The sequence below is a fragment of the Streptomyces sp. NPDC047072 genome (assembly GCF_040643855.1).
In the GTDB taxonomy this organism is placed as follows: Bacteria; Actinomycetota; Actinomycetes; order Streptomycetales; family Streptomycetaceae; genus Streptomyces.
The window spans coordinates 1-25,444 of sequence record NZ_JBEYVC010000156.1; the positions used below are offsets into that span (position 1 = coordinate 1).

At 71.3% G+C, this 25,444-nt stretch carries 25 protein-coding genes; 7 read left to right on the forward strand and 18 right to left on the reverse strand.

The genetic code is table 11. The features are described from left to right. Positions 1-92: 92 nt before the first annotated feature. A complete protein-coding gene (locus ABZ896_RS40900) occupies positions 93-2,567 on the reverse strand; it encodes an alpha-L-arabinofuranosidase C-terminal domain-containing protein (protein WP_360940491.1) in 2,475 nt (824 codons plus the stop codon). Positions 2,568-2,715: 148 nt separating this feature from the next. Here ABZ896_RS40900 and ABZ896_RS40905 point away from each other — a divergent pair, with 148 nt between their 5' ends. Further along, positions 2,716-3,159 carry a DUF6314 family protein gene (locus tag ABZ896_RS40905; protein WP_360940530.1) on the forward strand — a complete coding sequence of 148 codons (444 nt, stop codon included), beginning with the start codon at positions 2,716-2,718 and terminating at the stop codon, positions 3,157-3,159. A 105-nt stretch (positions 3,160-3,264) separates the two neighbouring features. On the opposite strand, the gene ABZ896_RS40910 is transcribed toward ABZ896_RS40905, so the two are convergent. The 3 genes from ABZ896_RS40910 to ABZ896_RS40920 form a co-directional block, all read right to left on the reverse strand. Beyond that, the gene (locus ABZ896_RS40910; RefSeq protein ID WP_360940493.1) at positions 3,265-3,858 is read right to left on the reverse strand and encodes a histidine phosphatase family protein; all 594 of its coding nucleotides are present in this window, start codon (positions 3,856-3,858) and stop codon (positions 3,265-3,267) included. A 62-nt stretch (positions 3,859-3,920) separates the two neighbouring features. Beyond that, positions 3,921-4,361, reverse strand: coding sequence for a GNAT family N-acetyltransferase (locus tag ABZ896_RS40915; protein WP_360940495.1), 441 nt, complete (start codon positions 4,359-4,361; stop codon positions 3,921-3,923). Between the two features lie 63 nt (positions 4,362-4,424). Then, the gene (locus ABZ896_RS40920; protein ID WP_360940497.1) at positions 4,425-5,858 is read right to left on the reverse strand and encodes a PLP-dependent aminotransferase family protein; all 1,434 of its coding nucleotides are present in this window, start codon (positions 5,856-5,858) and stop codon (positions 4,425-4,427) included. On the opposite strand from ABZ896_RS40920, the gene ABZ896_RS40925 reads away from it, so the two are divergent. Beyond that, complete coding sequence (locus ABZ896_RS40925; RefSeq protein WP_360940499.1) at positions 5,857-6,768, forward strand: DMT family transporter; 912 nt, start codon at positions 5,857-5,859, stop codon at positions 6,766-6,768. The genes ABZ896_RS40920 and ABZ896_RS40925 overlap by 2 nt on opposite strands. A gap of 87 nt (positions 6,769-6,855) precedes the next feature. After that, positions 6,856-7,050 carry a DUF1918 domain-containing protein gene (locus ABZ896_RS40930; protein ID WP_360940501.1) on the forward strand — a complete coding sequence of 65 codons (195 nt, stop codon included), beginning with the start codon at positions 6,856-6,858 and terminating at the stop codon, positions 7,048-7,050. A 9-nt stretch (positions 7,051-7,059) separates the two neighbouring features. Here ABZ896_RS40930 and ABZ896_RS40935 read toward each other — a convergent pair whose 3' ends face one another. Then, positions 7,060-8,292 (reverse strand): family 10 glycosylhydrolase, encoded by a 1,233-nt coding sequence (locus ABZ896_RS40935; protein WP_360940503.1) that lies wholly within the window; start codon positions 8,290-8,292, stop codon positions 7,060-7,062. Between the two features lie 194 nt (positions 8,293-8,486). On the opposite strand from ABZ896_RS40935, the gene ABZ896_RS40940 reads away from it, so the two are divergent. Both ABZ896_RS40940 and ABZ896_RS40945 read left to right on the forward strand, forming a co-directional pair. Then, positions 8,487-9,362, forward strand: coding sequence for a 3-hydroxybutyryl-CoA dehydrogenase (locus ABZ896_RS40940; protein WP_360940505.1), 876 nt, complete (start codon positions 8,487-8,489; stop codon positions 9,360-9,362). A gap of 210 nt (positions 9,363-9,572) precedes the next feature. Beyond that, the gene (locus ABZ896_RS40945) at positions 9,573-9,830 is read left to right on the forward strand and encodes a hypothetical protein (protein WP_360940507.1); all 258 of its coding nucleotides are present in this window, start codon (positions 9,573-9,575) and stop codon (positions 9,828-9,830) included. Between the two features lie 25 nt (positions 9,831-9,855). Here the strand turns inward: ABZ896_RS40945 and ABZ896_RS40950 are convergent, their stop codons facing one another. The 10 genes from ABZ896_RS40950 to infC all read right to left on the reverse strand — a co-directional run bounded on the left by ABZ896_RS40950 (position 9,856) and on the right by infC (position 20,592). Then, entirely contained in the window at positions 9,856-10,401 is a 546-nt protein-coding gene (locus ABZ896_RS40950; protein ID WP_360940509.1) for an NUDIX hydrolase, read from the reverse strand. Between the two features lie 75 nt (positions 10,402-10,476). After that, positions 10,477-11,817, reverse strand: coding sequence for a transcriptional regulator (locus ABZ896_RS40955; protein ID WP_360940511.1), 1,341 nt, complete (start codon positions 11,815-11,817; stop codon positions 10,477-10,479). Between the two features lie 205 nt (positions 11,818-12,022). After that, on the reverse strand, positions 12,023-13,027 hold the full coding sequence (locus ABZ896_RS40960) for a PP2C family protein-serine/threonine phosphatase (protein ID WP_360940513.1): 1,005 nt from the start codon (positions 13,025-13,027) through the stop codon (positions 12,023-12,025). A 255-nt stretch (positions 13,028-13,282) separates the two neighbouring features. Then, the gene (gene pheT, locus ABZ896_RS40965; RefSeq protein ID WP_360940515.1) at positions 13,283-15,781 is read right to left on the reverse strand and encodes a phenylalanine--tRNA ligase subunit beta; all 2,499 of its coding nucleotides are present in this window, start codon (positions 15,779-15,781) and stop codon (positions 13,283-13,285) included. Continuing rightward, positions 15,781-16,902, reverse strand: coding sequence for a phenylalanine--tRNA ligase subunit alpha (gene pheS, locus ABZ896_RS40970; protein WP_360940517.1), 1,122 nt, complete (start codon positions 16,900-16,902; stop codon positions 15,781-15,783). The genes pheT and pheS overlap by 1 nt, the downstream gene beginning before the upstream one ends. A gap of 128 nt (positions 16,903-17,030) precedes the next feature. Continuing rightward, on the reverse strand, positions 17,031-18,149 hold the full coding sequence (locus ABZ896_RS40975) for an ATP-binding protein (protein WP_360940519.1): 1,119 nt from the start codon (positions 18,147-18,149) through the stop codon (positions 17,031-17,033). 51 nt (positions 18,150-18,200) lie between these two features. Next, entirely contained in the window at positions 18,201-19,046 is an 846-nt protein-coding gene (locus ABZ896_RS40980) for an RNA methyltransferase (protein ID WP_360940521.1), read from the reverse strand. A gap of 89 nt (positions 19,047-19,135) precedes the next feature. Beyond that, positions 19,136-19,519 carry a 50S ribosomal protein L20 gene (gene rplT / locus ABZ896_RS40985; RefSeq protein WP_020938960.1) on the reverse strand — a complete coding sequence of 128 codons (384 nt, stop codon included), beginning with the start codon at positions 19,517-19,519 and terminating at the stop codon, positions 19,136-19,138. A 101-nt stretch (positions 19,520-19,620) separates the two neighbouring features. Then, on the reverse strand, positions 19,621-19,815 hold the full coding sequence (rpmI, locus tag ABZ896_RS40990) for a 50S ribosomal protein L35 (protein ID WP_004933563.1): 195 nt from the start codon (positions 19,813-19,815) through the stop codon (positions 19,621-19,623). A gap of 111 nt (positions 19,816-19,926) precedes the next feature. Beyond that, the gene (gene infC, locus ABZ896_RS40995; RefSeq protein ID WP_360940532.1) at positions 19,927-20,592 is read right to left on the reverse strand and encodes a translation initiation factor IF-3; all 666 of its coding nucleotides are present in this window, start codon (positions 20,590-20,592) and stop codon (positions 19,927-19,929) included. 364 nt (positions 20,593-20,956) lie between these two features. On the opposite strand from infC, the gene ABZ896_RS41000 reads away from it, so the two are divergent. After that, positions 20,957-21,316, forward strand: a complete 360-nt coding sequence (locus ABZ896_RS41000; protein WP_360940524.1) for a DUF1844 domain-containing protein — start codon at positions 20,957-20,959, stop codon at positions 21,314-21,316. A 33-nt stretch (positions 21,317-21,349) separates the two neighbouring features. Here ABZ896_RS41000 and ABZ896_RS41005 read toward each other — a convergent pair whose 3' ends face one another. After that, positions 21,350-22,081, reverse strand: a complete 732-nt coding sequence (locus ABZ896_RS41005; protein ID WP_360940534.1) for an SseB family protein — start codon at positions 22,079-22,081, stop codon at positions 21,350-21,352. A 150-nt stretch (positions 22,082-22,231) separates the two neighbouring features. Between ABZ896_RS41005 and ABZ896_RS41010 the strand changes: the two genes are divergently transcribed. Further along, positions 22,232-23,215: a serine hydrolase gene (locus ABZ896_RS41010; RefSeq protein ID WP_360940526.1), complete on the forward strand. Its 984-nt coding sequence runs from the start codon at positions 22,232-22,234 to the stop codon at positions 23,213-23,215. A 13-nt stretch (positions 23,216-23,228) separates the two neighbouring features. Here the strand turns inward: ABZ896_RS41010 and mycP are convergent, their stop codons facing one another. Beyond that, positions 23,229-24,425, reverse strand: coding sequence for a type VII secretion-associated serine protease mycosin (mycP, locus tag ABZ896_RS41015; protein WP_360940528.1), 1,197 nt, complete (start codon positions 24,423-24,425; stop codon positions 23,229-23,231). Further along, on the reverse strand, positions 24,422-25,228 hold the full coding sequence (locus tag ABZ896_RS41020; RefSeq protein WP_360940536.1) for a hypothetical protein: 807 nt from the start codon (positions 25,226-25,228) through the stop codon (positions 24,422-24,424). The genes mycP and ABZ896_RS41020 overlap by 4 nt, the downstream gene beginning before the upstream one ends. Positions 25,229-25,444 lie beyond the last annotated feature (216 nt).

A 25,444-nucleotide genomic window follows, 5' to 3' on the forward strand; every position in this document is an offset into this window, starting at 1 on the left:
GGGGGGCGTGGGGGGGTTTTGGGGGGGGGGCGGGCGTTGGTCGGCGGGGGGGGGGGCCCGGCGCGTCGACCCCCCCCCCACCGCCCCGCCGACTACCTCTGCCTGATCCGCAGGAAGGTGACCGAGTTCGCCGGGAAGGTGTACGTGAACTTCCCGGCGACCCCGTCGAAGATGGACCGCACCGGGGCGACCGCGGTCGACGTCTCGGTGTTCACCGCGGCCGGGTCGGCCGCCAGCGTGGTCACCCGGGCCCGGGACGCGACCTTCGCGCCGCCGAGGTCGATCGCCGTACGGGCCGCCGAGTTCTGGGCGTTGACGACCTTGACGATCAGGTCACCGGTCTTCTTGTCCTTGGTGACGACCTGGCGGAACGGCTCGGCGGGCTTATCGTCGGTGAAGCCGCCCCACTCCTGGCCGTCGAGGTAGAGGGTGACCTGGCGGCCCCGCACCTTGATGTCGACGTCGTACGCGCGGCCCGTCTCGACCGACCCGGCCTTGGAGATCAGCGTCGACTTACCGCCGTCCACGGCCTGTTCGACGGCGGTCTGGGTGTTGTTCCAGCCGCCGATGTTCCACCAGTAGTAGTTGCCGGTGTCCTTGACGCCGAACGCGACGAGGAAGCCCTCCTTGCCGGACCGCTTCACCGCCTTCACGTGCAGGTCGTAGTCGTGCCAGGACGGGTCGCCGGCCGAGACCATGGTGTTCTCTGCGTTCACGTCCGTCTGCACGTATTGCCCGTCCTGGACGCTCCAACTGCCGCCGCCGGTATGGGTCCACTGCCCGGCGCCGGACGAGAAGTCGTCGGTGAGCAGTGTCCGGCCGTCGGCATCGGTGACCTTCACGTCGTCGTACGACGCCGTGGTCGCCCAGGTCGACAGGCCGACCGCGCCGCTGATCGGGGCGAGCAGCGAGGGCGTGCCGGTGGCCGTCGAGGGCACCACGCGGTCGCCGACGTTGTTCATGAACAGCTTCTGGACCTCGTAGTTGGCGGAGTTCCAGGAGGCGTGGTTGTTGAACCAGACCAGGTCCGGGCGCCACTGGACGTAGTCCTCGTTGGCGAACAGCGGTGCGTAGGAGGCGAGTTTGACGACGTCCGCGTTGCGCTCCAGGCCGGTCATGAACGCGGCCTCGGCGAGACCGTTCTTGAAGGCGTTGCCCTGGGAGGCGTACTCGCCGAGGAAGACCTTCGGACCGTTGCGGTCGTAGGAGTCGTAGCGGTTGTTGTTCTGCAGGAACCACTGCGTGCTGTTGTAGTAGTGCTCGTCGACCATGTCGACCTTGGCGTCCTTGTTGAGCTGCCAGGCCGTGTCGAAGGTCGTACCGGAGTCGTCCGGGCCGGAGTTGGAGATCACCTGGATGTCCGGGTACTTCGCCTGGATTGCGGCACGGAACTGCGTGAAGCGGGCGAAGAACTCCTGAGGCAGGTTCTCCTCGTTGCCGACCTCGATGTGGGTGAGGTGGAAGGGCTTGGGATGGCCCATCTGGGCGCGCTTCTTGCCCCAGGTCGACGTCACCGGCCCGTTGGCGAACTCGATGAGGTCGAGGGTGTCCTGGATGTGCCGCTTGAGCAGCGCCTCGTCGACGACGGCCTTGTTCTGCCCGCAGCCGGTGACCAGGGCCGGGACGACCGGCAGCGGCATGGCGCCGATGTCCTCGGAGAGCCGGAAGTACTCGTAGTAGCCCAGGCCGTAACTCTGGTTGTAGCCCCAGAAGTTGGAGTTGGTCGCGCGGGTCTCGACCGGGCCGACGGTGTCCTTCCACTGGTAGGACCGCTTGCGCTGGTAGCCGGACTCCTCGCTGTAGTCCTCCATGGAACCGGTGTTGACCAGGCAGCCGCCGGGGAAGCGCACGAAGCCGGGGTGCAGGCCGGCGATCTTCTCGGCGAGGTCCTTGCGCAGTCCGTTGGGTTCACCGCGGTAGGTGTCACGCGGGAAGAGGGAGACCATGTCGAGGGCGGTGGGGGCGGAAGAGGCCACGGTGAGACGGCCGTTGGAGCTGGTGCGGGTGGCGGCGAAGGTGGCCTTGTACTGGGTCCAGCCGCCGGCGCGCACGGCCACCCGACGCGCGGCGGCCAGGGGACCGTCGGCGTCCTGCAGCGACACCGTCAAGGCGGTGCCGCCCCGCGCCCACACCGAGAAGTCGTACTTCTTGCCCTCGTCGACATGGACGCCGGTGTTGTAGCCGGCGTTCGTCACGGCCGAACCGGCGCCCAGGGAGAGGTAGTTGCGGTTGCGCTCGTTGAGGCGGCCGGAGTCGTTCACCACCTGGGCCGTGCCGTCGACCGTCCACGAGGTCAGCGGGGTGTACGAGGTGTTGTCGGCGGTGGAGTACTCGAAGGAGCGGTTCTGCACCAGCTCGGCGTACAGACCGCCGTCGGCGGCCCGGTTGATGTCCTCGAAGAAGACGCCGTACATCGTGTCGTCGATCTTCGTGCCCTTAGCCGTCGGGTCGACGGTGATCGCGTAGTCGGTGACGTCCTCGGCGTGCGCGGGGGCGGGGACCAGACCGGCGGCGGCCACCAGGAAGGCGGTGGCGCCGAGACCGAGTCTCCAGCGGGTGCGTGACATGGATACTCCGCGGCTCTCTAGTAAGCGTGCGTTCGAGATATCAGACACCGATCAGCACTTCGAACGGCAAGATAGGGAGAGGGATTCCGGAGCGTCAACGGGTCGCACGGGACCGAAAGTGATCGAAAGTGTCGGAGACGAGGAACGCATGGGCGAGTTCTGGCCGGTGGCGGACGTGCTGACCCATCTGGCCGGGAGCTGGCGGACCGAGCGGACCGTGCGGGATCTGGCGAGCGGAGACGAGGGGGAGTTCTCCGGCCTCACCGTTTTCGGCCAACTGGAGGGCGGCGGACTGCTCTCCGAGGAGTCGGGCACCTTCGTCTGGCAGGGCGTCCCGCGCCCCGCCGAACGGACCCTGCGCTTCCTGCCGGGCCCGACACCGGGCACGGCGGACGTGCGCTTCGCCGACGGCCGCCCCTTCCACGACCTGGACCTGCGCACCGGCCGGCACGCCACCGACCACCCCTGCGCGGCCGACCTCTACCGCGGCGAGTTCACCGTCCTGGATGCGGACCGGTGGCGCACGGTGTGGCGGGTGGGCGGCCCGACAAAGGACCTGCTCCTCACGACCGACTACGCCCGCGAGGGCTGAGCCGACACACCATCAGACCGGCGAGGGCTGAATCGGCCCGCCATCAGACCGGCGAAGGCCGAGCCGACACGCTATCAAGCCCGCGAGGACGGAACCGGCCCACCATCAGCCCCGCGAGGACGGAACCGGCGCCCCCTCGAACCGCAGGTTCCAGCGCCCGGCCCGCCCGGTGACGGTCGTCGCCGACAGCGGCCGTACGTCGATGTTCCAGTAGGTCGACGGCGGCGCCTTGAGCGCGTACACCAGGGCCGCCCGCACCACCGCCGGCTCGGCGACGGCGACGACCCCGCCGCCGTCCTCCACGGGCCGGGTGTCAAGCCACTCCCCCACCCGCGAGATGAACCCCAGCAGCGACTCGCCGCCGTGCGGGGTCGCGCGCGGGTCGGCGAGCCAGGCGTCCACCGCCTCCGGCTCACGGGCCATCGCCTCGCCGAGGGTCAGCCCGCGCCAGTGCCCCATGTCGCAGTCCCGCAGGGCGAGTTGGACCAGCGGCGCATACCCGAGGGCGTCGCCGGTGGCGCGGCTGCGCGGGGTGGGCGAGCAGTAGCGCAGCTCGGCCGCCGCGAGCGGCGTCAGCTCGGGCGCGGCCCGCAGCACCTCGTCCCAGCCGGCCTGGTCCAGCGGACGGTCGTCCTCGAACCGCTCGGCGAGCAGCGAGGAGCTGCGCGCGGCGGCGACGAACGTGACCCGAAGTTGCATGCGGTGATCGTGGGGCGCGGAAGTACGCAGGTCAAGAGGGGTTACCCAGGGTGCGCGAAGCCTTACTGACCGAAGTTCAGCACCATCCAGATGTCGGGGTCCGCCAGCGGCGCGAACCCGAGCTTCTCGTACACCCCGTGGGCGTCGCGGGTGGCCAGCATGATCCGCCGCAGCCCGTGCGGCCGCAGGTGCTCGCGTACGGCTCCGACGAGCGCCGTGCCGATTCCCTTGCCGCGTACGGAGCGGTCCACGTACACGTCGCACAGCCACGCGAAGCTCGCCAGGTCGGTGACGACCCGGGCGTACGCCACCTGCTCCCCCGAAGCCGTGTCGTACACCCCGAAGTTGACCGACCCGGCGATCGCCCGCTCCTGCTTCTCCCGCTCCCGCCCGAGCGCCCAGTACGCGTCGCTCGACAGCCACCGGTGCACCCGCTCCACGTCGAGTCGGGAGGGGTCGGTGGAGATCTCGTAGCCCTCGGCGAGGGGCGGGGTGTCGGTCATGACGGGAGATTCGCAGGTCACATCGATGGGCGTCGAGCGAATTTCGTCCGTGAGGGCGTCTCGTCAGAGCACCTCCTCGCAGGCCGTCCGCAGCCGTCGTACCCCTTCCACGATCTCCCCGGTGCCCGCCACCGCCGCGAAGCTCAACCGCAGGTGGCCCGCCGGGGGTTCGGCGCTGAAGTACGGGCGGCCGGGGGTGAGGGCGACGCCCGCGCGGAGGGCGGCGGCGGTGAGGGCGGTCTCGTCGGTGCCGTCGGGGAGGCGCAGCCAGAGGTGGTAGCCGCCCGACGGGACGTGCGGCAGGGCGAGTTGGGGAAGGTCCAGGCGCAGGGCGGCCGTCATGGTGTCGCGCCGGGCCCTCAACTCCGCGGAGATCGCCCGCAGATGGCGGGGCCAGGCCGGGGAACCGACCAGTTCGAGGGCCGCCTCCTGGAGCGGGCGCGGCACGAAGAAGGTGTCGACGATCTGGATGGCCCGCAGCCGTTCCAGGACCGGCCCGCGGGCGGCGAGGGCGCTGACCCGGAAGCTGGGCGAGGTCGCCTTGGTCAGGGAGCCGACGTGGACGACGACGCCGTCGGGGTCGTCGGCGGCGAGCGGACGCGGTAGCGGCCCGGCGTCCTCGTGCACGAGCCGTCGTACGAAGTCGTCCTCCACCACGAACGCGCCGGCCTCGCGCGCGATCCGCAGCACCTCGCCCCGGCGGTCGGCGGCGAGCACCGCGCCGGTCGGGTTCTGGAACAGCGGCTGGCAGACGAGGACGCGGGCACCGGTCGCACGGAAGGCGTCGGCAAGCAGGTCCGGCCGTACACCGTCCCGGTCCACCGGGACCGGCACCGGCCGCAGGCCCGCCGAGCGCGCGATCGCCAGCATGCCGGGGTAGGTGGGCGACTCGACGAGCACGGGTGCGCCCGGGGGCGCCAGCGCGCGCAGGGCCGTGGTGAGCGCGGACTGGCCGCCCGCCGTGATCAGGACCTCCGCGGCCGTGACGGCGCCGCCGATGTTCCGGGCGAACCACTCCCGCAGTTCCGGCAGCCCCTCGACGGGCGGGCGCCCCCATGCGCCGGGACGGCGGCCGGCCCGGGCCAGGGCCGCGGACATCGCGCGCTCGGGTTGGAGGGAGGGGTGCAGATAGCCGCCGTTGAACTCGACGACCCCCGGCGCCGGGGCGGCCAGCGAGACGAGGACGCCGGACGCGTCCACCGAGCGCGGTACGAGGTCGGCGGCGCCGTCCGCGCTGAGCGCGACCTCCTGCCAGGAGGTGTCCCCGGCGGGCGCGGCCGTGGTGCGCGCCCGCGCACGGAAGGCGCCGGCGCCGGGGCGGGTGATCACCAGCCCCTCGGCGGCGAGCTGGGCGAGGGCCCGCGAGACGGTCACGGGGCTGACCCGGAAGCGGTCGATCAGGGCGCGGCTCGACGGGAGCTTTCCGCCCGGAGAGTAGCGGTCCAGCTCCCTTCGCAGCTGTTCCGCCAGTTCACCCACACTGCTACGCTCATGCATGAGAGTACAGAGTAGCGCTACCGCACCGACCGGGATAGCGGTCAGCGCCCCGCCGAAGACCGCGGGGACCCTCCAGGCCGCCCTCGGCGTCGCCGCGTTCTCCCTCACCTTCCCCGCCACCGCGTGGGGGCTTGAGGGCTTCGGGCCCTGGTCCCTCGTCGCGGTCCGTAGCGTGCTCGCGGCGCTGATCGCGGGTGGCTGTCTGCTGGCGCTGCGCGTGCCGATGCCGAGCCGCGGTCACTGGCCGGGGCTCGCGGTCGTCGCCGCCGGGGTCGTCCTCGGCTTCCCGATGCTCACCACGCTCGCCCTGCGGACGTCGACCACCGCGCATGCCGCCGTCGTGGTCGGCCTGCTGCCCCTGACGACCGCGCTGCTGTCCGCCCTGCGGGTCGGCACCCGGCCCTCGCGCACCTTCTGGATCGCGGCCTGCGCGGGCGCCGCCGCGGTCGTCGCCTTCACCGTGCAGCAGAGCGGCGGCGCGCTGACCAGCGCCGACCTGTATCTCTTCGCCGCGCTGCTGGTGTGCGCGGCCGGCTACACCGAGGGCGGCCGGCTGGCGCGCGTCATGCCCGGCTGGCAGGTCATCGGCTGGGCGCTGGTGCTGTGCCTGCCGTTCACCGTGCCGGCCGCCGCGCTGGCGCTGTCGTACGAACCCGTGCACCTGACCGCGCACAGCGTGACGGGACTCCTCTGGGTGGCGGCGGGCTCGCAGTTCCTCGGGCTGGTCGTCTGGTACCGGGGCATGGCCGCGATCGGCATCCCGAAGGCCAGCCAGTTGCAGCTTGCCCAGCCCCTCCTCACACTGGTGTGGTCGGTGCTGCTGCTCGGCGAGCACCTGACGGTGGCCGCCCCGCTGACGGCCGCGGCGGTGCTGGTGTGCATCGCCGTCACCCAGCGGGCGCGGGGCTGACCGGCGCGCCACGCGCCGGGTCCAACCCGGCCCCCGCGCCGTAAAATCGGGCCACGGACCGCTGCTCCCGCAGGAGGAGGCCGCAAGATGCGTGCAACCGTGGGCGACCAGCTTGTGCAGCACGGCAGGGTGGTCGGACAGAACGACAAGGTCGGCGAGATCGTCGAAGTGATGGGTCAGGAGGGCAACCCCCCGTACCGCGTCCGCTTCGAGGACGGGCACGAGGGCGTCTGCTCACCCGGCCCCGACACCGAGATCCGGCACCGAGGGGCCACGCTCTGAAGCAATGATTCAGCGCGGGGTCCGCACCGGCTTCTGGTAGTGGTCGGCGACCACGCGCGCCATCGCGCCGATCTTGTCCGTCGTCAACTCCCGGGCGGCGAAGAAGACATGACCGCGCGCCTGCGGATACTCGCGGGCGAGCGTGAGGTGCCGGGACAGCTCCGCGGGGTCCTGCCAGGCCGCGGGCTGCGCCGGGTCCCCGGCCTTGTACAGGGCCTCGCCCAGGTACAGCCGCGTCCTGCTCCCCTTCGCCACCTCGGCCCACCAGGGCACGAGCTTGGCGTAGTCGGCGACCGCGAGACCGATGTTCCAGTAGAGCTGCGGGACGATGTAGTCGATCCAGCTCTCCCGGACCCACTTGCGGGTGTCCGCGTAGTTGTCGTCGTACGACTGCACACCCGCGCGCGTGTCCGAGCCCCGCGCGTCGGTGGCGATGTTGCGCCACACGCCGAAGGGGCTGACGCCGAACTGCGTCCCCGGCCGGATCCGCCGGACGGCGGCCCGCGTCTCCCGGATCAGCTTGTCGATGTTGTCCCGGCGCCAGTCGGCCCGGCTCGCGAACCCGCCGCCGTACCGCTGGAAGGCCGCGTCGTCGTCGAAGGTCTGCCCGGCCACCGGGTACGGGTAGAAGTAGTCGTCGAAGTGGACCGCGTCCACCGGGTACTTCTTGACCGCGTCCAGGATCGCCTTCTCCACGAACGCGCGGACCTCGGGCAGCCCCGGGTTGTAGTAGAGCTTCCCGCCGTACGTCACCACCCACTCCGGGTGCTGCCGCGCGGGGTGCGAGGCGACCAGCTTGGTCGGGTCCGTGTGGTTGGCGATCCGGTACGGGTTGAACCAGGCGTGCAGCTCCAGGCCCCGCCCGTGCGCCTCGGTGACCGCGGTGCCCAGCGGGTCCCAGCCCGGGTCCTTGCCCTGGGTGCCGGTGAGGTACTGCGACCACGGCTCGTACGGCGAGGGCCACAGGGCGTCCGCGGTGGGCCGTACCTGGAACATCACGGCGTTCAGCCGGTCGCCCGCCGCCCGGTCCAGGTGCGCGATCAGCTCCGCCTTCTGCTGTACGACGCCCAGCCCCGGCTTCGAGGGCCAGTCCCGGTTGGACACCGTGGCCAGCCACACGCCCCGCATCTCACCGGTCCTCCGCCAGCGCGGCCCCGGCGCGGGCTCGGCCGCCGCTCCCGAAGCCGACGTCAGGGTCGACAACGCGGCCAGCGCGAAGGCCCGGCGCGACAGACGTCCCATGTGTGCACACCCCCAAGACCGTGGATCCGTACGGTCACGGATCGTCTCCGCGTCCCAGGATGCCCGACGGAGACCGACCCCGGTGATCGATCATCGATACTTGGGAGTAACGTGCACCGAACGGAGCAGGATCCGGACAGCGGCCGAACCCGCGGCGAACCTGCTACGAGCCGAGGATCTGCGAAGGGAACGATGTGACGGACTACCCGGCGGGAGACATCACACGCGTCGGAGTGGTGGGCTGCGGCCAGATGGGAGCGGGCATCGCCGAGGTGTGCGCCCGCGCCGGCCTGGACGTGAAGGTCGCCGAGACCACCGGCGAGGCCCTGGAGATCGGCCGCACCCGGCTGTTCAACTCCCTGAGCAAGGCCGCCGAGCGCGGCAAGATCAGCGCGGACGAGCTGGCGACGACGCAGGCCCGGCTGAGCTTCACCACCGACCTCGGCGAGTTCGCCGACCGTGACCTGGTGATCGAGGCCGTCGTCGAGAACGAGCAGGTCAAGACCGAGATCTTCCAGGTCCTCGACCAGGTGGTGACCCGCCCGGACGCGATCCTGGCCTCCAACACCTCCTCCATCCCGCTGGTGAGGCTGGCGGTCGCCACCTCGCGGCCCGACCAGGTCGTCGGCATCCACTTCTTCAACCCGGCCCCGGTGCAGAAGCTGGTCGAGCTGATCCCGGCCCTCACCACCTCCGAGGGCACCCTGGCCCGCGCCCAGCAGTTCGCCGAGAAGCTGCTCGGCAAGCACGCCATCCGCGCCCAGGACCGCTCCGGCTTCGTGGTGAACGCGCTGCTGATCCCGTATCTCCTCTCCGCGATCCGGATGTTCGAGTCCGGCATCGCCAGCCGCGAGGACATCGACAACGGCATGGAGCTGGGCTGCGCCCACCCGATGGGCCCGCTGAAGCTGTCCGACCTGATCGGCCTGGACACGGTCGCCTCGGTCGCCTTCTCGATGTACGAGGAGTACAAGGAGCCGCTGTACGCCGCTCCCCCGCTGCTCCAGCGCATGGTCGACGCGGGCCGGCTGGGCCGTAAGTCCGGATCGGGCTTCTACACCTACGGCTGATTGCACAGTGTGCGGTGCACGGTGACCGATGACACAGTGCGACGACCACGGGCCCGGCACTCCGAGGGGTGCCGGGCCCGTCGTATTCACACACCGTGTGCGCGCCGGGCCCGCATATGCCCCTCGCACACGCTCCCCACGCGCCCACCAGGCGAGTTGACTCTTCATGCGCATGCAAGGGATGTGTCGACTACGGAAAGGAGCGGACTCGTGACCGCCGACCCCGAGCATCCCGTGGTCCATGGAGAACTCGCAGAGTTACGGCGTCGTCTCGACGTCGCGTACGCACGCGTCGAGGGCGGACTCGCTCTGCTCACCCATCGCACGGAGGAGACGGACAAGGAGATCGACGATCTGAGCACCCGGATCATCGCCCTGGAGCACGCCCGTTGGCCGCTTCCGGCGGTCGCCGCGCTGACCGCGGTGGGCGCGCTCGTCGTGGCGATCTGGCAGGCGGTCGGGCACTGAGGCCTCGGGTCGTGCGGGAGGGGGATCAGGGCAAGGTGTCCTGCCCGAGCCTCAGATGATGCAGCAGGAGTAACGCGGCCGCCATGTTGGCGGCCGGGACCTCCCCACGGGCGACCATGTCGGGAACGAGTTTCAGGGGGACCCATTCCCGGCGGTCCGACTCGAAGTCGTCCACGGGGTGCCCGACGTACTCGCCCTCGTCGGCCCAGTAGATGTGGTGCCGGGCGTCGGTGAGCCCGTTGGAGGGCTCCACGCTCATGAGGTGCTGGAGCGGCCCCGGCCGCCAGCCGGTCTCCTCCTCCAGCTCCCTGGCGGCCGCTACGGCGATGTCCTCGCCGTCCTCGACCACTCCGGCCGCGAGTTCCCAGCCCCAGCTGTCGGTGATGAAGCGGTGTCGCCACAGCAGGAGCACTTCGTTGGCCTCGTTGACCACGGTGGCCACGGCGACGGGCCGCAGCCGGATCAGGAAGTGGTCGAGGTGCCGCCCGTCGGGCAGTTCGACATCTGCGAGGTTGACGCTGAACCAGCGGTTTTCATACACAGTTTGTTCGTTCTGTTTCGTCCACTGCACGGTTCTGCCACCTTCCGTCGAGTAAGTGGCAATATCGCAGCAGGGACTGTGGGGTGTCGGCGGTCGTACGCCCGTCTACAGCGGTACGCGCAGCGCCCCGTCGATCAGTGCGGCCGCCTCGGCCGTGCCCGCGCAGCCGTTGCGCACGAGGTGTTCGCGCACCGCCCTGAGTCTGTCGCGCAGGCGCTGCGACTCCATTCCCCGCGCCTGCTCGGCCATCTGTACGGCGGTGGCCACCGCCTTGTCGGCGTTGCCCTGGCGCAGTTCGATCGTGCTGAGCATGGCGAGCCGGTGCACCCGGCCCCGGTCGTGGGCGGGGTTGTCGACGGCCGCCGCCGCGTGCTCGGCCGCCGCCGCGAGTTCGCCGAGGCTGAGAAGCGCCTCCGCCACCTGGACGTTGACCAGACCGGGCTGGACATAGCCCGTCTCGTCGGGCTCGTATCCGCGCCGGATGCGTTCGGCGGCCTGCTCGGCCCGCCGGATGCAGGACAGCGCGGTCGTGCCGTCGCCGAGGTGGGCGTACGCCTTGGCCTGCATCGCGTAGAGATCGCAGGCGAGCGCCGGGGTGATGTGCTTGCCGGCGGCTCGGAGCGCGGCCTCCGCGAAGGCGACGGCCTGGCGGTACTCCCGCATGAACAGGGACTGGTTGACGAGGAGCGCGATGACGTACGCGCCGAGGCCGCGGTCGTTGCTCGCCTTCGCGAGCCTCAGGGCCTGGTGGAAGTAGCGCTGGGCGAGGCCGTGCGCGTCGGAGTCGTAGGCGCAGATGCCCGCGACGGCGACCAATCCGCCGGTGGCGCGGTGCAGTTGGCGTCCGGTGGCGTCGGTGTAGCTGCCGCGCAGCAGGGGCGCGGCCTCGGCGTTGAGGAAGCCGACGATCCGGCTGCGGGTCGCGACTCCCCCGGTCTTGCGGTACATCTGCTCGTAGTGGGTGCGGGCGGCGCGCAGCATCTCGATGTCGGCGGTGGTGACGCGGTGCCGGCCGCCGCGCGAGACGTCCACGTCCTCGGGCGGGTTCTCCCACTCCCACACCGGCATGACCGCGGGGGTGCCGGTGACCGCGGGTGCGCCCAGGATGTGCGGGCGTTGCTGTTCGTCGGAGCGCCACAGGGCGGTGGCCCGCTCGACGAAGCCGGACAGCGAGGTGGTGTGCGGGACGGAGGGTTCGCCGGGCACGCCGAGGCCGATGTCGTCGAGGGTGACGGGGCGTTGGAGGCGGCCGGCGAGCACCTCGCAGATCAGGTCGGGGACTTGGCCGCGCGGCCGCTGGCCCTTCAACCACCGTGCCACGGCGGTGTGTTCGTACCGGAGCGCGAGTCCTCGCGCCCGCCCCGCCTGGTTCACATGTGCGGCAAGTCCCGCGTGCGAGATCCCGGCTTCGTCCAGGATCGCGTCGAGCAGAGTGTTGGGCTGCATAGATGCCCCCCGGGTGACTCGGTGCCGTCAGAGTAGTGCGGGTCCGTTCACACGGGGTGTGAAGCGAGTGCGCGAATTCGTAGGGTGTGTGCGCTGTTGCGGAGAGTTTCCGGCCGGTTCACTGAGGTGCCTCGGCAACGAGGCCGGCCGGGCCGCCGGCTCCCCCTCGTACAGTGCGGTGGCCTGGCCGTGAGCTGAACCGGTTTTACAGGTGCGTTGCCGTGTGCGGGTTCGTTGTGGCTGGTCGCGCAGTTCCCCGCGCCCCTGGGGGGCGTTTCGGTTGACGGTCGTTTTGAAGTGCCAGTAATGCGATGTCATCCGTGGGGTTGCCGTCCGTATGCCGAAGGAGGGCGGTGAAGACCGCGCCCAACACCGCCTGCGGCGGCGCCTGTACGGTCCCGCTGAGCACCTCCGGCAACGGGAAGAAACGGCCCCGCGCGTCCCTCGCGTCCTCCGCTCCGTCCGTGTGCAGGACCAGGGTCTCGCCCGGGAGTAAGTGGCCGCATTCCAGGGGCCGTAGGTCCACGGGGAGGGGGAACGGGCCCAGCGGGGGCAGGGGATCCACCCGGGCGAGGACTTCCACCCTCGGGCCGGTCAGCAGGTACGGCCAGGGGTGGCCGCAGTTGAGCGCGCCCGTCGTGCCGTCCTGGCGGATCTCCAGCAGCAGTAGGGTGACGAACTCCTCCGCTTCCGGGCCGGAGGGTTCCTGTTCGCGTAGGTGACGGGCCAGAGCGCGGTCCAACCTGCGCAGGACGCCCGCCAGTTCGGGTTCGTCGTGGACGGCTTCCCGGAAGCTGCCAAGGATCGTGGCGGCCGTGGTGATCGCGGTGAGGCCGTGGCCGCGGACGTCGCCCATGACGACACGGACGCCGTGCTCGGTGGCGATGACGTCGTACAGGTCGCCGCCGATGGCCGCGTCACGGTCGGCGGAGAGCTGGGCCGCGGCGACGTTCAGCCCGTCGACACGCGGGGGCAGCGGCCGCAGCAGGGCGCTCTGCGCGGCGCCGGCGATCCGGCGGGCCTGCCGCAACTCCCGTAACAGGGCGTGCCGGACGTGCAGTATGAGCCCGGTGCCGACGGCGAAGAAGACGGCGCTGGTGACGACGCGCGCACCCAGGCCGTTCTGCTGGGCGAGCGGACAGACGAGCTTGTACGTGATCGCGACGGCGCCCCACACGGTGGGCAGCCCGAGCGCCACCACTCGGCGCACCGGCTGCCGCCGTCCGCCGCGGACGGCTCGACGAGCAGCCCTGCGAAGTACCTCCCGCAGATCCCGCCGGACCGGCCGACGGCACCGGGGAGAAGCCCCAGCCTTGATGCGGATCATGCCGATGGCCCCCCATTCAGGCCCTGACAGCGCAATCGGACCGGCCCCGAAAGGCCGGTCCGATTCTGTCGACAGCATGGCCAGGATGGGCCAGATCGCCAGGAGAAGTCACCCTATCGAGTGAGGTGACCGGGAAGGCTAGCTCCGGAGTACCGCTCCCGTGCGCTCCCCCGCCAACGCGACGGCCGCGTCGCGCGCGGCCGACGCCTCGTCCACCGTCAGCGTCCGGTCGGCCGCCCGGAACCGCAGGGCGTACGCCAGGGACTTCCTGCCGTCGCCGAGCTGCTCCGCGTTCTCGTAGACGTCGAACAGCCGGAGGCTCTCCAGCAGTTCACCGGCGCCCGCACGCAGCGCGGCCTCGACCTCGGCGGCCGGTACCGGCTTGTCCACGACCAACGCGACATCCTGCGTGGCCACCGGGAACGTCGAGATCCGAGGCGCCTGAGGCGTGTCGTCGCCGGCCCGCTCCAGGGCGTCCAGGTCGAGCTCCATCGCACAGGCACGCGCCGGCAGCCCGAACGCCTTCACCACACGCGGGTGCAGCTCACCGGCGTACCCGACGACGGTGTCGCCGACCACGAACTCGGCACAGCGGCCGGGGTGCCACGGCCCGTACTGCCCCTTGCGCACCTCCAGTTCGGCCCCGGCCTCGCGCGCGACCGCGCGCCCCGCCTCCACCGCGTCGGCCCAGTCGGCAGGGCGACCCCTGCCCCACCAGCCGGCCTGCTCGCGCGCGCCCGCGAGGACGACGGCGACATGGCGCGGCTGCTCGGGCAGCGCGGCGTTCAGCTCGGCGATCTCCTCGTCGGTCGGGCGCCGGTCGACCGGCAGGACCGCGGCCACGCGACGCTCCTCGCGCGGCAGGAAGACCAGCCCCGTCTCGAAGAGCGCGAGGTCGTGCGAGCCCCGCCCGTCGTTGCGCCGCAGCGCGCCGAGCAGGCCCGGCAGCAGCGACGTACGGAGCGCGGGCTCCTCGTCGTTGAGCGGGTTGGTCAGCTTGACGACCCGGCGCTTGGCGTCGTCGGCCGGCAGCAGCAGCTGGTCGAAGACCTGCTCGCCGAGGAAGGGGTAGTTCGGCGCCTCGACGTACCCGGCCCCGGCCAGCACCCGGCCGACCCGGCGGTGCAGCCGCTGGCGCCCGGTCAGACCGCGGCCCGCGGGCGGCTTGGGCAGCGTGGAGGGCAGGTTCTCGTAGCCCTCCAGGCGGATGACCTCTTCGGCGAGGTCGTTGATCTCCTGGAGGTCGGGACGCCAGGACGGCACGGTGACGATCAGCTCGTCCTGCCCGTACACGTCGCAGCCGACCTCCTGGAGCCGCCGTACGACGGTCTCGCGGCCGTAGGAGACACCCGCGACCTTGTCCGGGTGGTCCGCCGGGACGGTGATGGTGTGCGGCGCGGACGGGGCGATGACCTCGGTGACGCCGGCCTCGGCGGTGCCGCCCGCGAGGAGGACCAGGAGGTCGACCGTGCGCTGCGCGGCAGCGGCGGCGGCCGCGGGGTCGACACCGCGCTCGAAGCGCCGGGACGCCTCGGAGGACAGCTTGTGGCGACGGGCGGTGCGGGCGATGGCGACCGCGTCGAAGTGCGCGGCCTCGATGACCACGTCCGTCGTGCCCTCTGAGGACTGGTGGTCCGCGATCTCCGTGTTGGCGCCGCCCATGACCCCCGCGAGACCGATCGGCCCGCGGTCGTCCGTGATCACCAGGTCCTCGGCGTGCAGCTTCCGCTCGACGCCGTCGAGGGTCTTGATCTGCTCGCCCTCGGCGGCCCGGCGGACGCCGATCGTGCCCTGGACCAGGGAGCGGTCGTACGCGTGCAGCGGCTGGCCGAGCTCCATCATCACGTAGTTGGTGACGTCGACGGCGAGCGAGATCGGGCGCATGCCGACCTTCTGGAGCCGGCGCTGGAGCCAGATCGGCGAGCGGGCCTCGGGGCTCAGCCCGGTGACGGTGCGCGCGGTGAAGCGGTCGCAGCCGAACGGGTCGGAGACCTGGACCGGGTAGCCGAAGGCGTTCGGGCCGGGCACGTCGAGCAGGGCGGGGTCGCTCAGCGGCAGGCCGTAGGCGATGGCGGCCTCGCGGGCCACACCGCGGATGGACAGGCAGTCGCCGCGGTTGGCGGTGACGGCGATGTCCAGGACCTCGTCGACCAGTTCGAGCAGCTCGATGGCGTCCTTGCCGACCTCGGTCTCCGGCGGCAGCACGATGATGCCCTTGGTGCCGTCGTCGCCCATGCCCAGCTCGTCGCTGGAGCAGATCATGCCGTGGGACGTCTTGCCGTACGTCTTGCGCGCGGAGATCGAGAAACCGCCGGGCAGAGTCGCGCCCGGAAGCACGACCACGACCTTGTCGCCCACAGCGAAGTTCCGGGCGCCGCAGACGATCTCCTGCGGCTCGCCGGTGCCGTTGGCCTGTCCGACGTCGACGGTGCAGAAGCGGATCGGCTTCTTGAACTCGGTCAGCTCCTCGATGGTCAGCACCTGGCCGACGACGAGGGGGCCCTTGAGGTCGGCGCCGAGGTGCTCGACGGTCTCGACCTCAAGGCCCGCCGACACGAGCTTGGCCTGGACGTCACGGCCGGTCTCGGTCGCCGGCAGGTCGACGTACTCCCGCAGCCAGGAAAGCGGGACGCGCATCAGATCTCCATCCCGAACGGCCGGGTGAACCGGACGTCACCCTCGACCATGTCTCGCATGTCTTCGACGCTGTGGCGGAACATCAGCAGCCGCTCGATACCGAACCCGAAGGCGAAGCCGCTGTACTTCTCCGGGTCCACACCACAGGCGGTGAGCACCTTGGGGTTGACCATCCCGCAGCCGCCCAGCTCGATCCAGCCCTCGGAGGAGCAGGTACGGCAGGGGCGGTCGGGGTTGCCGACGGACTCGCCGCGGCAGACGTAGCACACCATGTCCATCTCGGCGGACGGCTCGGTGAACGGGAAGAAGTTCGGGCGCAGCCGGGTCTTCATGCCCTCGCCGAACAGGGACTGGACCATGTGGTCCAGGGTGCCCTTGAGGTCGGCCATGGTCAGGCCCTCGTCCACGGCCAGCAGCTCGACCTGGCGGAAGACCGGGGTGTGCGTGGCGTCCAGCTCGTCGGTGCGGTAGACGACACCGGGGCAGATCACGTACACCGGCAGGTCGCGCTCCAGCAGTGAGCGGATCTGCACGGGCGAGGTGTGGGTGCGCAGCACGACGCCGGAGTCGGCGGTGCCGTCCGGCCCCTCGACGAAGAAGGTGTCCTGCTCACCGCGGGCCGGGTGGTCCGGGCCGATGTTGAGCGCGTCGAAGTTGAACCACTCGGCCTCGACCTGCGGGCCCTCGGCGACCTCGTAGCCCATGGCCACGAAGATGTCCTCGATCCGCTCGGACAGGGTGGTCAGGGGGTGGCGGGCGCCGGCCGGTACGCGGTCGTACGGCAGCGTGACGTCCACCGACTCCTCGACGAGCACACGGGCGTCCCGCTCCTCCTCCAGCTCGGCCTGGCGGCCGGCGAGGGCCTTGTTGACGGCGCCGCGGGCCTGGCCGACCAGCTTGCCGGCCGCGGCCTTGGCCTGCGGGGGCAGGGCGCCGATCTCGCGGTTGGCGAGGGCGAGCGGGGAGGTGCCGCCGGTGTGGGCGACCTTGGCCTCCTGGAGCGCGTCGAGGGAGCCCGCGGCGGCGAAGGCGGCGAGCGCCTCGTCCCGCATGCGCTCGATCTCTTCCGGTTTCAAGGCCTCGACCTCTACCGGGTCGTACGACTTATTCGGTGCCGACATCTCTTCCCGTGCTTCCGATTGGCTGGCGGATGGTCCCCGTGACCGGCGCGCAGGGCCGTGTGCAGGACACAAAGGTGCCAAAGGCCGAGTCTAACGGGGTGGAGACAGACGAATGCGCCCGCGGGCACTCAGGTCAGATAGGCCGGAGTGCTCACGGGCAACGTAAATCGGAACTCGGCGCCGCCCTGGGGGCCCCGGCCGACGGTGATGGTGCCGCCGTGGGCCTCGACGATGCCCTTGACGATGTAGAGCCCGAGGCCGGTGCCACCGCGCTTGCTGCCCCGCCAGAAGCGGGTGAAGACGCGGTTCATGGACTCCTCCGGGATGCCGGGCCCTTCGTCGCTCACCGTGACCGACGTACCGGTGTCCTCTCCCTCGCGGGGCGACTCCGCGGCCGTGATGTCAATCGTGACGGTTCCCTCGCCGTGCCGCACGGCATTTTCCAGCAGGTTGCTGAGCACCTGGTCGACCTTGTCGGGGTCGGCCCACAGCATGGGCAGCGGCTGTTCCAGGCGGAGCAGGAACCGGTCGGCGGCGAGGCCGGCGGCGACGTACGCCTGGATGTGGCGCCCTACGGCGGCGCCGATGTCGACGGGCTGGCGGCGCACCTCCAGCCGCCCGGAGTCGATCCGCGAGATGTCCAGCAGCTCGGCGATGAGCCGGGTGACCCGGTCGGCGTCCGCGTCGACGGTCTCCAGCATGAGCCGCTTCTGGTCGTCGGTGAACCTCTCCCACTTGGCGAGGAGGGTCGCGGTGAAGCCCTTGACGGAGGTGAGCGGGGAGCGGAGTTCATGGGCCACGGTGGCGATCAGCTCGGCGTGGCTGCGCTCGGTGCGGCGGCGGGCCTCGGTGTCGCGCAGGGAGACGACGACGCGGTGGACGGGGCCGGTGGGCCGGGTGCGCACATACTGCGCGGAGACGAGGACCTCACGGCCGCCGGGCAGGAGGAGGTTGCGTTCGGGCTGGCGTATCCGGATGGCGAGACCGCCGTAGGGGTCGGTCAGCTGCCACCAGCGCCGGCCCTCCAGGTCCTCTAAGGGGAGGGCCTTCTCCAGCCGCTGTCCGAGGGCGTCCTCGGCGGCGACCGCGGTGATCCGGGCGGCGGCGGCGTTGAAGCAGATCACATGTCCGTGCTCGTCCGCGACGACCAGGCCGTCGGGCAGCTGGTCGGGGTCGATGCCGAACTCCGCGGGACCCGGGGACCAGGGCGCGGGCGCTCCCGGCGTCCTGCTCGTGCCGACACTCATCCCCGTACCCCACCTCTCAGACGGCGCAGGGCCCCCGAGCTGGTCACCTTACTAGCTCTCGGTGACGGAGCGGCACCCTCCGGAGGCGCGCTGTGCACGGGCTGACGCATAGAGACATACGGCGGCCGCGGTGGCGAGGTTCAGGCTTTCGGCCTTCCCGTGGATCGGGACGCGCACCACGGCGTCCGCGAGTGCGCGGGTCTCCTCCGGGAGCCCCCAGGCCTCGTTGCCGAACACCCATGCGGTGGGTCCGCCCATGGTGCCCCGGTCGAGCTCGTCGTCGAGGTCGTCGGTGCCCGCTCCGTCGGCGGCGAGGATCCGTACCCCCGCGGCCCTGAGCCCGGCGACGGCCTCCTCGACGGGCACACCAATGGCGACCGGCAGATGGAAGAGGGAGCCCACGGAGGCGCGTACGGCCTTGGGGTTGTAGAGGTCGACGGAGGCGTCGGTCAGCACGACGGCCTCGGCCCCTGCGGCATCCGCGCACCGCAGCACGGTCCCGGCGTTCCCGGGGTCCCGCACGTTCGCGAGGACGGCGACGAGCCGGGGCCGGGCGGCGAGGATCTCCGCGAAGGGGGTGTCGAGGAACCGGCACACCCCGACCAGCCCCTGGGGCGTGACGGTGGTGGAGATGTCGGCGATGACGTCCTCGGCGGCGGGATGCACCCGCGCTCCGGCGTCCCGGGCCTCTCCCACGATGTCGGCGTACCGCTCCGCGGCCTCGACGGTGACGAACAGCTCGACGAGCGTGCCCTTGTGCCCGGCCGCCTCCCGCACGGCCTGCGGCCCCTCGGCGAGGAACAGCCGCTCCTTCCCCCGGAAGTTCCGCCGAGCCAGCCGCCGGGCGGCCAGGACACGGGGGGAACGGGGGGAGATCAGCTCGGGAGCCGGGGACATGCACACTCACCTTCTGGAGAACGACAACGGACCCGCAGGCAGAAGCCCACGGGTCCGTCCAGTCACGTCGGCCTAGGCCACGTGCAACGTCACGCAGCCTTGGGCGCGTTCACGTCCGACGGCAGAGCCTTCTGCGCCACCTCGACCAGCGCGGCGAACGCGTTGGCGTCGTTGACGGCCAGCTCGGCGAGGATCTTGCGGTCGACCTCGACGTTGGCGGCCTTCAGACCCTGGATGAAGCGGTTGTACGTGATGCCGTTGGCGCGGGCAGCGGCGTTGATGCGCTGGATCCACAGCTGGCGGAAGTCACCCTTGCGCTTCTTGCGGTCGTTGTAGTTGTAGACCAGCGAGTGGGTGACCTGCTCCTTGGCCTTGCGGTACAGGCGCGAACGCTGACCGCGGTAGCCGGAGGCCGCCTCGAGGATCGCCCGGCGCTTCTTGTGGGCGTTGACTGCCCGCTTGACGCGTGCCACTTTTTAACTCCTTGTAGCGGGGCCGTGGTTGGACTCACACGGCCCGGTGTCGATGGGGTCCCGGTCCAGACGTACGGCACTCAAGAGGAGTGCCGCGTACGTCACTTGCCGAGAAGCTTCTTGATCTTCGCGGCGTCGCCCGGGGCCATCTCGGCGTTGCCGGTGAGGCGACGCGTCACGCGGGACGACTTGTGCTCGAGCAGGTGGCGCTTGCCGGCGCGCTCGCGGAGCACCTTGCCGGAGCCGGTGACCTTGAAGCGCTTGCTGGCACCGCTGTGCGACTTGTTCTTCGGCATAGCGCCGTTCTCTCCTCGTCGGTGGCGTTCCGGTGCCCGGTCGTGAAACCGGGCACGGTGGAACGTCGCTGTTGTATCGGTTACGTCCGCGGGGACTCGCGTCCCTTCGGATCACGCCTCGGCGGATGCCTCGGCAGGGGCCTCGACGTCGGCCACGATCTCGTCGTGGTCGGCCTCCGCGGCGTTCTGCGACTTGCCGGGGTTGGCCTTCGCGTCCGCCTTGCGGGCTTCCTGCGCCTGGCGGGCCTCGGCCATCGCCTCGGTCTTCTTCTTGTGCGGACCGAGAACCATGATCATGTTCCGGCCGTCCTGCTTCGGGTTCGATTCCACGAAACCGAGTTCCTGGACGTCCTCCGCGAGACGCTGGAGCAGTCGGTAGCCGAGTTCCGGCCGGGACTGCTCGCGACCACGGAACATGATCGTGATCTTGACCTTGTCGCCCTGCTTGAGGAACCGGACGACGTGACCCTTCTTGGTGTCATAGTCGTGCGGGTCGATCTTCGGCCGGAGCTTCATCTCCTTGATGACCGTGTGCGCCTGGTTCTTGCGCGCCTCACGGGCCTTCATGGCCGACTCGTACTTGAACTTCCCGTAGTCCATGAGCTTGCACACGGGCGGACGGGCGTTCGCCGCGACCTCGACCAGGTCCAGGTCGTACTCCTGCGCAAGCTCCAGTGCCTTGGCCAGTGGGACGATGCCCACCTGCTCGCCACTGGGACCGACAAGTCGCACCTCGGGAACGCGAATCCGGTCGTTGATGCGGGGCTCGGCGCTGATGGATCCTCCTCGGTTAGCACCACACGGCCGTCTGGCGGACGGTCGCGTTTGTCTCTGTTCGACAGACCTAACCGCGCCGAAGCACAAAAAATGCCCCGGACGATCACAGACGGGGCTCCAAAAGCACTACCGGAGCACCGCCGCGATGATCGCGGGGCGCGCTTTCGGGCGACTCCATCGTCCGTACGGAACGATGGTGGCCGCCTGACCGGGGTGACCCGCCGTCCCTAAGGGCGGTCGGGTGGGAGATCGGAGCCTCCACTTGTGGGCCGAGCACAACTGTGTCCGGCCGGTCATCACACAAGGTTAGCAGCTGCCCGGGGGTGGTGCGAACCGGGCTGCACCGGGGCCTATCGTGTGGGGCATGAGTGAGACCCCTCCCGCCGACTCCCCCGACTTCGACGAGATGACCCGCGACATCGCCGAGGTCCCCGCCGTCGAGGTGATCGTGACGGTCGCCGTGAATCTGATGAGCGCCGCCGCCGTGAAGCTCGGTCTGACCGAGGAGGGCGACAAGTACAAGGACCTGGACGAGGCCCGCAAGCTGGTCACGGCCCTCGCGGGTCTCCTGGACGCGTCCGTGACCGAGATCAGCTCCTTCCACGCCTCCCCGCTCCGCGACGGCCTCAAGTCGCTCCAGCTGGCCTTCCGCGAGGCGTCCCTGGTCCCGGACGAGCCGGGCCAGGGGCCCGGCGAGAAGTACACCGGGCCGGTCTACGGCTAGCTCATCCCGTACGCAGGCCGGTCCACGGCCGGCTCATCCCCGTACGTACAAGGGCTCGCCCGGAGGCGTGGTCCCGGCCGGCAGCAGTGCCAGGTCGAGGCCGCGCACCAGGCGGGCCCGCAGTGTCTCGTCGGCGGCCAGCCGTCGCGCGACCGCCTGGGCCGCCGCGGCCGGAGCGGCCTCGGGATCGAGTACGAGGGCCAGGGTGCCGTCGGCCTGTCCGGGCCCGAGGTGCGCGCGCAGGACGGCGGACTCGGCGGCGACCGCGGCCCGTACCGCCCCCCGCACGGCCGGATCGGCGAGCGGGTCGGCCGTCGCGCGCCCCTCCGCCAGCGCCAGCAGCGCTGCCCCCGTCAGCTCGAACGCCACCGGCCCCGCCAGGTCCAGCACCACGGTGTCCGCCTTCTCGTGCGCGGCGGCCTGCAGCGCCTGGTGCAGGGGTACGGCGACGGGGCGGGCCTCGGGGTCCCAGCGGGCCAGCGAGTCGGTGCATGTGAAGGCGGGCAGCGCGGTCCGGGATCCGGCCTTCAGCGTCGGCACGGCCATGTCGCTGGTCTTCTCGCGGCGCAGCCCGTTCTCGTCCTCCTCGACCTCGCCGAGGACGGCCACGACCGGGACGAGCAGCCGGGCGCCCCTGAGGGCCTCCAGGACCGGTCCCACGGCGGTGCGGTCCTCGGCCCAGGCCGCGAGCGCCGCGCTCAGCCGGGGGTCGGCGGAGCCGTCGTCGTCGGGGAAGCCGGAGTCGGGAATGTTCTTGTTCGCCACGGTCACCGACCCTATCGGGGGCTTGCTGCTGGGCTTGTGCGGGTCCGGAAACCCGGCCGTGACGACCTTCACGGGTTTCTCAGACATCGCTGACACACATCTAACGTCCGTCTAACGGCCCGCACAGAAGTCCCGGCGACCATCGCGGGCATGGAGTCCTCCAGAGCCGCCCGGCGCCGCTCCCGTCCCTCCCGCCGGTGCCCGCTGATGTACATCGCGCTCGCCTCCATCGCCGTCGTCGGGGCCACGGCCGGGGGGACGGTGTACGTGAAGGCGCAGGCGCACACCGGGCCGGGCACCGTATCGTCGGCGGCGATGCCGTCGGTCTCGCCCACTCCGGCGGCCACGACGGAGGAGGCGTCCGTGCCGGAGCCGGTGGACCTCGACGAGGTGCTCGCCACCGCGATGAAGTCGGTACACGTGACGGGCGACCAGAAGGTGTCGGCGGCGGTGCTGGACCCCGAGTCCGGCGAGAGCGCCGTCTACGGGGACTCCGCCTTCGACACCGCGAGCATCGTGAAGGTCGACATCCTGGCCACGCTGCTGCTTCAGCACCAGCGGGCGGGCACGCAGCTCACCACGCAGGAGAAGGCGTACGCCACCACGATGATCGAGAACAGCGACAACGCCTCCGCGACCGCGCTGTGGAACGCCATCGGGAAGGCCGCGGGCCTGGACGCGGCGAACAAGACGTTCGGGCTGACCGGCACCGAGGGCGGCGACGGTCCGCTGTGGGGGCTGACCCAGACCACGGCGGCCGACCAACTCACCCTGCTCCAGCAGGTGTTCGGCGACGACTCGAAACTGAGCGCGTCCTCGCGGTCGTACGTCCAGGGGCTGATGAAGCAGATAGAGGCCGACCAGCACTGGGGCGTCTCCGCCGCGGCCGACGGCTCCGGGTGGGCGCTGAAGAACGGCTGGCTGGCGCGCAGTACGACCGGGCTGTGGGACGTCAACAGCATCGGCCGGGTGACGGTCGACGGCCACGACTACCTGGTGGCGGTCCTGTCGAAGGGCAGCACGACCCAGGCGAAGGGCATCTCGCTGGTCGAGGCGGCGGCAAAGGCGGCGGTCTCGGTGTTCACCGGCGAGGGCGCGTCGGCATCGGCTTCCGCCTCGGCCACCGCTCCCTGACCCCTCCGGGGGTTCAGAAGGTGTCGTAGCCCTCATGGGCGGTACGACGGCCTCGGGACCGGCCGCGCCAGAGCAGGACCGCGGCGACCAGCAGGAGGCCGCCGAAGCTGCCCGCGAGGGGCGCGGCCCAGCTCGCGGTGTGGTCCTCCTCGGACGCGGCGTCCGGGCCCGAGCCGAAGTACTTCGCGTCGTACGACGCGGGCTTCAGCTGCTCCGGCTTCAGCTTCGCGGCCGCCTTGAGGGCCGCGGCGGGGTCGATGAAGCCGAAGCCCCGGGAGTCGTCGCGGCCGCCGGCCGGGGGGTTGCGCGCGGTGTCCTCAAGGAGCCGTTTGATCTGGGCGGGCGTCAGGCCCGGGTGGGCGGCCTTCAGGAGGGCGACGGCGGCGGAGACGCACGCGGAGGCGGCGCTGGTGCCCCAGCCCTGGTAGTACCTGTTGTCGGGTTCGGCGATGACGACGTCGTGGCCGGGGGCGGCGACCGTGGCGTACCAGCGGCGGGTGGAGAAGGGGGCGCGGACGCCGTACTTGTCGACGGCGGTCGCGACGATGACGCCCGGGTAGGCGGCCGGGTAGGAGATGTGGTCGCCCTCCTTGCCGCCGTTGCCGGCCGAGGCGACGACGACCACGTTCTTCTTCAGCGCGTACTGGATGGCGTCGTCCTCGCCGGCCTCGGGGTGCGCGGAGGCGGAGTCGTCGCCGAGGGAGAGGTTGATGACGTCGGCGCCGTGGTCGGCGGCCCAGCGGATGCCCTCGGCGAGGGCGTTGCCGCGGGTGTTGCGGGCCTTGGCGCGGGCCGGGTCCTTGTCCTCCAGGATCACGCGGACCGGGAGGATCTTGGCCTCGGGGGCGATGCCCATGACCCCGTCCGCGTTGCCCACGCCGTGGCCGTGGCCGGCGATGATCCCCGCCATCGAGGTGCCGTGCACGGCCCAGGCCTCGTCGCCCCGGCTCGCTCCGAAGCCGACCATGTCCTTGCCGGGGAGGATGTTGCCGACGAGGTCGGGGTGGTAGCTGTCGACGCCGGTGTCCAGGACGGCGACGGTGACGCCCTTGCCCTTGGTGCTCTGCCAGACCTCCTGCACGTGCATGGCGTCCAGGGCCCACTGCTGGGCGCGGATCGCGTCCGCGTGCGCGGCGGTGGGCGGGACGAGGGCGACGGAGGCGGCGAGCAGGACACCGAGGAAGCCGGCCCTGCGGGAGGTGGTGCTCATGCGGGCGGCTCCGTGGGCGAGGTGACGGTCTTGCGCAGGCCGCGCTCGACCCGGTCCGCCAGGCCCTGTGCCTCGTTGCCGAGGCCGGACTGGGCGGCGGGGGTGGTGTCGCCGGACTCCATGGCCCGCTCGGCGGACTCGGGCTGGTCGACGGTGCGGCCGTCCGCCCAGCCGGAGACGGCGTAGACGACGACCGGGGCGTCGGTGAGGACGGAGACCGTCCAGGAGGCGCGCTGCTGCTTGCCGAAGTCCGCGGCGACGGTGTTCTTCACGGCGTACGGCAGGGGCATGAGGTCGGTGCGGTCGCCGAGGTTCTCCTTGGTGAAGCGGCTCGCGAGGGCGCGCATCGCGGGGGCGTCGCCCTTGGTGAACAGCAGGCCGACGGTGGTGACGTAGCTCTGGGTGGCGTCCGTGTAGGTGGCCCGCAGCAGGCGTTCACAGCCGACCGGGGCGAGGACCTGGCGCAGCAGCGGGTCGAAGGCGCCGGTGCAGTCGCTGTCCTTGGCGACGCCGATACGGGTCCAGGTGCGGTCGGCTCCGCCGGGGCCGGCGCCCTGTCCGTCGACGGTCGGCGGGAAGAGGTCGTCGACGGGGACGCTGTGCCACAGCCCGCCGGCGGCGGTGAAGGTGTCCCGGGCACCGCCGTCACCGGAGTCCCCGATCAGCCAACTCCCGGTCACGGCACCGCCGATGAGCCCGAGCCCCAGCACGACACACGCGGCCGCGGCGGCAACCCGCGGCGACACCCGCACGACCCACGCCCGCGCGCCCCCACCGATCCCCTCCGGCTCCGCAAACGTCACCACGGGCCGCGTACTCCCCGGGGGGTTCTGCGGCGGCAGAACAGCACTCCAGGAGAGAGCGGGGTCGGGAGAGAGTGGGGAGGGGGCGGTGGTTGGCGGTTGGGGGGGTGTCGGGGGTGCGGGGGTGTAGGCGGCCGCTGAGGCGGGGGCGCCGACCGGGGAGTTCTGGATCCCCCTCGCCATCCTGCTTCCTTTCGTACTCCTGGCCGCGCTCGC

Excerpts from the sequence above, each read along its gene's own strand:
- ABZ896_RS40900 (WP_360940491.1), bottom strand. The coding sequence starts at position 2,567 with ATGTCACGCACCCGCTGGAGACTCGGTCTCGGCGCCACCGCCTTCCTG.
- ABZ896_RS40905 (WP_360940530.1), top strand. The coding sequence starts at position 2,716 with ATGGGCGAGTTCTGGCCGGTGGCGGACGTGCTGACCCATCTGGCCGGG.
- ABZ896_RS40910 (WP_360940493.1), bottom strand. The coding sequence starts at position 3,858 with ATGCAACTTCGGGTCACGTTCGTCGCCGCCGCGCGCAGCTCCTCGCTG.
- ABZ896_RS40915 (WP_360940495.1), bottom strand. The coding sequence starts at position 4,361 with ATGACCGACACCCCGCCCCTCGCCGAGGGCTACGAGATCTCCACCGAC.
- ABZ896_RS40925 (WP_360940499.1), top strand. The coding sequence starts at position 5,857 with ATGAGAGTACAGAGTAGCGCTACCGCACCGACCGGGATAGCGGTCAGC.
- ABZ896_RS40920 (WP_360940497.1), bottom strand. The coding sequence starts at position 5,858 with ATGCATGAGCGTAGCAGTGTGGGTGAACTGGCGGAACAGCTGCGAAGG.
- ABZ896_RS40930 (WP_360940501.1), top strand. The coding sequence starts at position 6,856 with ATGCGTGCAACCGTGGGCGACCAGCTTGTGCAGCACGGCAGGGTGGTC.
- ABZ896_RS40935 (WP_360940503.1), bottom strand. The coding sequence starts at position 8,292 with ATGGGACGTCTGTCGCGCCGGGCCTTCGCGCTGGCCGCGTTGTCGACC.
- ABZ896_RS40955 (WP_360940511.1), bottom strand. The coding sequence starts at position 11,817 with ATGCAGCCCAACACTCTGCTCGACGCGATCCTGGACGAAGCCGGGATC.
- pheT (WP_360940515.1), bottom strand. The coding sequence starts at position 15,781 with ATGCGCGTCCCGCTTTCCTGGCTGCGGGAGTACGTCGACCTGCCGGCG.
- pheS (WP_360940517.1), bottom strand. The coding sequence starts at position 16,902 with ATGTCGGCACCGAATAAGTCGTACGACCCGGTAGAGGTCGAGGCCTTG.
- ABZ896_RS40975 (WP_360940519.1), bottom strand. The coding sequence starts at position 18,149 with ATGAGTGTCGGCACGAGCAGGACGCCGGGAGCGCCCGCGCCCTGGTCC.
- ABZ896_RS40980 (WP_360940521.1), bottom strand. The coding sequence starts at position 19,046 with ATGTCCCCGGCTCCCGAGCTGATCTCCCCCCGTTCCCCCCGTGTCCTG.
- rpmI (WP_004933563.1), bottom strand. The coding sequence starts at position 19,815 with ATGCCGAAGAACAAGTCGCACAGCGGTGCCAGCAAGCGCTTCAAGGTC.
- ABZ896_RS41000 (WP_360940524.1), top strand. The coding sequence starts at position 20,957 with ATGAGTGAGACCCCTCCCGCCGACTCCCCCGACTTCGACGAGATGACC.
- ABZ896_RS41010 (WP_360940526.1), top strand. The coding sequence starts at position 22,232 with ATGGAGTCCTCCAGAGCCGCCCGGCGCCGCTCCCGTCCCTCCCGCCGG.
- mycP (WP_360940528.1), bottom strand. The coding sequence starts at position 24,425 with ATGAGCACCACCTCCCGCAGGGCCGGCTTCCTCGGTGTCCTGCTCGCC.